Annotated in this window: 6 protein-coding genes; all 6 read right to left on the minus strand. The window is 37.7% G+C overall.

Translation table 11 applies throughout. The features are described 5' to 3' along the window. Positions 1 to 212: 212 nt before the first annotated feature. Positions 213 to 419: a hypothetical protein gene (locus BT1A1_RS13815; protein ID WP_034772311.1), complete on the minus strand. Its 207-nt coding sequence runs from the start codon at positions 417 to 419 to the stop codon at positions 213 to 215. 23 nt (positions 420 to 442) lie between these two features. Further along, entirely contained in the window at positions 443 to 1,375 is a 933-nt protein-coding gene (locus BT1A1_RS13820) for a type II secretion system F family protein (RefSeq protein WP_034772278.1), read from the minus strand. Positions 1,376 to 1,385: 10 nt separating this feature from the next. Continuing rightward, entirely contained in the window at positions 1,386 to 2,312 is a 927-nt protein-coding gene (locus BT1A1_RS13825) for a type II secretion system F family protein (protein WP_034772280.1), read from the minus strand. Continuing rightward, positions 2,309 to 3,661 (minus strand): TadA family conjugal transfer-associated ATPase, encoded by a 1,353-nt coding sequence (locus BT1A1_RS13830; protein WP_034772282.1) that lies wholly within the window; start codon positions 3,659 to 3,661, stop codon positions 2,309 to 2,311. The genes BT1A1_RS13825 and BT1A1_RS13830 overlap by 4 nt, the downstream gene beginning before the upstream one ends. Before the next feature lie 12 nt (positions 3,662 to 3,673). After that, entirely contained in the window at positions 3,674 to 4,825 is a 1,152-nt protein-coding gene (locus tag BT1A1_RS13835; protein ID WP_034772285.1) for a CpaE/TadZ family protein, read from the minus strand. Positions 4,826 to 4,897: 72 nt separating this feature from the next. Then, positions 4,898 to 5,644, minus strand: coding sequence for a Flp pilus assembly protein CpaB (gene cpaB / locus BT1A1_RS13840; RefSeq protein ID WP_034772287.1), 747 nt, complete (start codon positions 5,642 to 5,644; stop codon positions 4,898 to 4,900). Positions 5,645 to 6,365 lie beyond the last annotated feature (721 nt).

Consider the following 6,365-nt stretch of genomic DNA (forward strand, 5'->3'; position numbering starts at 1 on the left):
TTAATTCCTCATCCTTTTTTATAAATATCCAAATAACTTAAAACAAGCAAGTTACATTATCATTGATATTTATTAGGTCCAAAGAATTGGACCGTAGTCTTATTTAATCTGAATGAACAAATGTGATATTTCATAGTAAGACTCCTTCCACTTTATCTTTCTGAACTTCAACTTTTAAAGTAGGTAAGATCACTAATACGAATGTGATAGAATTATCCTACCATCTCAGTAATCTTTTTAATAATATTTGTTATAATTTCACCAATTGAGTTTTCCTCTTTACTTACAGCCTGCGAAATAATCCCCAACACAAGGATTAGCAATGCTGCCAGACCCAACCATTCCAGTGATTGTGCCCCTTTTTCATTTTTCACCGGATGCATCATTTTAATGTACAGACCTAATAATTTTTTCTTCATCATTCACTCTCTCCTTTTCTTTTTTACTCAAAAAATGTAAATAAATTTTTGTTTTGTGAAAACATATTCATGATCATCAATCCCCCGATAAATATGAGGGCTGATGGCATCACCAGAAATGTAGTAACAAGCGTAATCTTTGGCGAAGCTTTTGCCGCCTTTTCTTTGATTTGCTCTTTTTTCATTTTGCGCATTTCCTCTGAAATCTGCTTAAACGTTTTAGATATTGGGACACCTAACCTTTCCCCCTGAATCAATGAACGAATGAGCAATTGAAATTCCCTGCTATCATTGCGTTCAAGCAGCGCCTGATATGCATCCGACCTTGGAACACCAACATCCATTTCTTGAATGAAACGGCCGAATTCTTCCTTGATAGGTCCCTCAAAATACGGGACAATTTCCCTTAATGCTTGATCTAACCCAACTCCGGCTTGCAAGGTTACGCTCATTGTATCCATAAAATCCGGAAGCTGGTACGATAATTCCTCCTGCCTTTTCTTTGCCTTGTTTTTTAACCAAAGGATGGCCCCCATATAGCCGAAAACAGGATAAAGAATAACCGTAAATTGGGAAAATGGAAATCTGAGTACAAGTGAGACAGCCCCGATAAAGAAGCCTAATATTAATAAAAATATCTTTAAGCCCTGGAATCTTGCCAAGGTCAATCGATATGGAAAACCAGCTTGAGTAAGTAGTTTTCGAACGTCATCATTCTCACTGAAAAAATTTATTCGTTGACCAAGGTCAGAAAAGTCATCCGCAAATTCAAACATTTTTGCAATCAATTTTTCTTTTCTTGTCACTCTTCTTTCAAATGTGTACGGGATAAAGGTTTTTTCTTTTATGTCTTCTTTGAGTTCATGTTTTTTCATTAAATACAAATAGAAGTTTCTCAGTGCAAGTGCGAAAAATCCAAGTGCCAAAATAATAAAGATAACAATTAATCCATCCATAATTTTATTTTCACACCTTTATATTGGTAATCTTTCTAACAAGAAGAAAGGTTCCAACCGTTCCTAAAAGAAACAATGCAAACAAGACTAAACCTACTCCTGAAAATAGCGGGTCTAAAAATCCGTCAACCACATTATTCATCATTAGCACCAAGAAAATAGGGATAATTGGAACGATATACGCGACATAGCGCTGTTCCGCTGTCATTGTTTTGATTTCCTGTTGGAGGAGATTCCTTTCCTCTAATGTTTCACTCATTTCATCTAATACCGCATACAGATTACCACCTGCCTTTTTTTGAATAAGTAATGTAGCAACAAAAAGTTGAAATTCTCGAACATTAATTCTTTTCTCCATTTGCCGTAATGCTGTATGAAAGTCGACACCAAGAGATAGTTCATATGCTAATCGTTTAAATTCTGCCTTTGCCGGCATCGAAATTTCCTGGGCAACTAGTTGAATCCCCTGATTTAAGGTCATCCCTGAACGAGTCGTGTTCGCTAATGTACGACAAATTTCCGGTAACTGTTGAATAATTTTATGCTTCAGCTTTCCTTTTCTCATGAAAAAGATTAGTCTTCTTGCTCCTTCAAGAAGGAGTGCGGAAATAAACAGGGCTAATGGAAATTCAACATTAAACATATTATGAAGTAAAAAATTAATACCAAAGTAAGAAACGATAATTGCTCCAATGTATTCCGACGGTGTAAAAGGAATGTTTGCAACTTCCAATTTTTCATATATTGGTTTGGCTATCTCAGTTTTATCAAAGCGGTCCCCTAAAACGACAATAAAACTTTTCCGCTTTTTACCATCATTGTAAAAATGGTCAACGTTTTTCTTCCAATCCCGCTTTTCTTTTCGGTAATCCAAATAAAAGTAACAAGCGATAATAAATACAAATACAGCCATTGTTGAGACGAGCCAATAGGTCATGATACCACCTCCTTTTCTATTGGTGTAAATGCGGCTTTCGGTATGGTAACGCCAAAAACTTTCAATCTATCTAAACATTGCGGCACATAGCCGGTTGGTGTGAAATAACCCTCGATGCTCCCATCGCTCCGAATACCAACTCTTTTAAACTGAAAAATTTCTTCAACGGAGTAAGAGCCATCTGCATTTTTTCTTACTTCCGATATCGAAACAATTTTCCTTGTTCCATCTGTTAATCGGGTTGCTTGAACAATAATATCAAGAGCTCCGACAATATATTCCCGAATAATATGACTGGGGAGCTCCATCCCCGCCATGACGACCATCGCTTCAACCCTCCGCAATGCATCATCCGGAGAATTCGCATGAACGGTTGTAAGGGAGCCTTCATGACCGGTGTTCATAGCTTGAAGCATGTCAAACGCTTCCCCGCCCCGAACCTCACCGACAATAATTCGATCCGGCCGCATCCGTAGGGCGTTTTTCACCAGTTGCCGAATGGTTATCTCCCCACGTCCCTCCACATTGGACGGTCTTGCTTCTAAGCCGACAACATTTGGTCGGTCTAATCTAAGTTCCGCTGAATCTTCAATGGTAATTACCCGCTCGCCATGCGGTATGGAATCAGCGAGGACATTTAACAAAGTTGTTTTTCCGCTACCTGTTCCGCCGGAGATGAGTGTATTCATTTTCGACCGGACAATTCCATCCAGAAACTGTGCCATCGCAGAATTCAATGTGTAAAAGTTTAACAAGTCAGCCATTTTGAAAGGTTCTTTTCTAAACTTTCGGATTGACACCAGTGTTCCATTTAAACTGATTGGTGATATAACCGCATTAACACGGCTTCCATCCGGTAATCGCGCATCAACCATTGGAGAACTTTCATCAATTCTCCTACCTAAAGGTGAAATGATTCGGTCAACAATATGGCGAACATGTTCATCATTACGAAACTTGACTTCCGTTAATTCAAGTTTTCCTAGTCGTTCGACATACACTTCATTATAGCCATTGATTAGTATTTCTGTTATTGTCGGATCATTGATTAGCGGCTCCAAAGGTCCAAACCCGACTGATTCATCTAAAATTCGCGTAATCAGTATTTCTTTATCTTTTCTTGATATAATGACTTTTTCTTCAGACATGAATTGACTGACAATCTGCTCAATTCGAAGGCGCATTTCCCCCTGTGATAATTCAGTAAGGGATTCAAGATTCGTGTCCCTCAGTAATCGTGCCTTGTAATGCTCTACTAACTCATCGACGAAACGATTTTCGTATTGATATGATTGAATATTGGGTTTGGCATTCAGTTTTTGCCTGCGATTTTCAAATAATGATGACATTTTTTAAACCCCCTATTTTAACACCGAATGCGCCCATTTTCTAATATCCTTTGCAAAGGGAATCAGCCTTCTTTCTTTCGCCATTTTCCGTACAGGTTCCCCTTTATTAACAAAAGGTTGTAACCCCTTTATATCTCTTCTTATTTTGGCTTCGATAGGAAAACGGACGATATCCTTCAAATCTTTTTCTTGAACTTCATTTTCCTTCCCAACATGGTTTAAAATGATGCTCATCCTCGATTTTAATTCAATTCCTAATCGGATTGAGAGTTCCTCAAATTGTTTTAGTACTTTTAATGATGGTGTGTCCGGTACTAACACATAATAAATTTTATCGGATTCCTCCAAAGCAGTTACGACTTGGTTATTGATAAAAGATGGAAGATCAATGATAACAAAATCGAAACTTCTTCTACAGGTTCTCAGAAGCTTCGTTATAAAATCTTCTGATAAAGTTTCGGCCACTTCCGCATCGCATGGACTGATTAATACATCCATTTTTGAAAAACTCTCCGTTTGGGAAACATTGCGAATATGACCTTCATTCAATTCTCTGATTACCGGGGCTAAATCGGCAATCGATCGGTTAGAATTTATTGATATGACCGTCTCAATTCCGCCAAATTGCAAATTCAGATCAATTAAAATCACCTCAGCCGTCGATTCCAACTTCAATGTTTGTGCGAATGTTGATGCCAATACGGTTTTCCCCGTTCCCCCGCTACCACTGAAAAAAGAAATGATTTGACCGCTCCCTCTTACAAAAGTGGAAAAGGTTGTGTCCTGATTGTCCTTGTTCAATTCATAGTTTTTTATAATCGTAGGAAGTTTAGCGGCAAATACTCCTTGCTCTTCCGGGAAAACAAAAAACTCTGTTGCTCCGGCTTTTGTAATGCTCCTTAGCAAGGTAAAGTCGGAAGTTTTTGCAATAAAAATAACTAAAGTTGATGGGCTTGCCGTTTTTATAAATTGAATGTTCTCCACCGCTATATCATTTGTTGGCTGAATAAATATGACGATATCCTTCGCTTCCCGGTTTATTTCGCGGACAACGTCAACCGGGTTCACAATTTGGGTTTGGATATGTTCCCCAATTATATTCAGTATTTGATTTTGTATAATTTCATCATCACTTACTAATAAGAGCTTTACGTTATCTTCCACGTTTCATTCCTCTCCACCTTCAAAACAAGATTTATAGAAAATTATGATCAGCAATTCTTATAGATTATGGCTTTATGGATTTTCCTGTTGTGACGGATTTTCATTCAATTGTTGCTCAGTTCCGTTTGGCTCAGTTCCGGCTTGTATCTCTTGCCCTTGGGTTTGTTGTTGCTCTGTTTCTGTCGGTTGACTTTCTATTTGAGTTTCTTCTTTTCCAACATTCGCCTTTAGCACTCGAATATGATCAGCATAATTTTGTATATTAATTAATTTAGGTGCATCATCTAAAGGCACCTCTAATGCGACACCGACAAAACCTTTCCCTTTCCCCTGAGCCCATGCTACCGGGACATCTTTCATAAATAATTCTGTTTTCTTTTCTCCGTTTTCCTCTTTGGAAATAATAATATCAACGCGGTCATTCGTTGTGACAACTTGGTCAAATTGAACCTTATCCGATCGATACATTGCCACTAACCGATGATTTGCTTCCCTTAGTTCTGTTGCAGGCTTAAGCATGTTACCGGTAATGATATCATCCTCTTCTAAAGGGACAACGGTTACCATGTTGATGAGTTTTTTCTTATCCGTGATGTAGGAATCTAATACATATCGATTGGGGATTTCCATCGTTTTTATTTGACCTTCCGTTATTAATGTTCGCGATGGAATACTCCCTGCTGCTACATAAATCTTCGTCATCCCGCCAAGCTCTGCATTTAATGTTCGAACTTTGTCATACACTAAATATCCTGCAATTGCAGCCAGAACGAATGCCAAGAGTAAAAATATCGTTGCTCGCCTCTTTGACTCTAACATGCTACTACCTCATTTCTACGCCTTAAGTAAAACGGTTGATGATTTTTACACTTTCCCCGGTAAAGTGAAACTTCCATCCGTGGGGGGGGTTACTCCCCATGGTTGGTTAGTTGAACCAATCGGGCACTTACGGGCACTTATCTTCCTCCCTTACATCTTGGATTTCTCTTAAAGCATAGAGGAAGATTTAGTGACCGTTTGTGCGGGATAAAGTGAAAATTCCAACAGTGCGGATTTGCTTCATTCCCCCTGTTAGTTAGTTAGTTAAAGCAATCAGACCTTTACGAGTAGTTCATCTCCACCTATTTTCATTGTAACTTGAGGCTGGTGTCCTACTACCCGTTAAGATGGGACAAGTAAAATATATAAATTTTAAAAAATTATTATTACTTGTTTTAATAAATACCAATTAATTTAAAGTTCGTCAATATCTCAAAAAATATGTCGAATTTTGTCTCGTTCTTTTATCCTATATTTATTGTGAAATCGAGATAATTTTAGGAATAAAGTCTTAGGTCATTTTATTCTCACTTTTGACAATCCTTACCATATTTTGTAAAAACAATATTGTTTTTTTACAAATATTACAATTCGTGGGGCTTTATTCCTCTTTTTTTAATGCCTTTGTTATTTAAACAAATGACAGTTTTCGACAAAAACTTTTTGTGCAAAAGTAAAATAAAGAAAACTCGGCGATTGCCGATCCTTTAGGCGAAAGCAG

This window comes from Caldibacillus thermoamylovorans, assembly GCF_000751775.1.
GTDB lineage: Bacteria > Bacillota > Bacilli > Bacillales > Caldibacillaceae > Caldifermentibacillus > Caldifermentibacillus hisashii.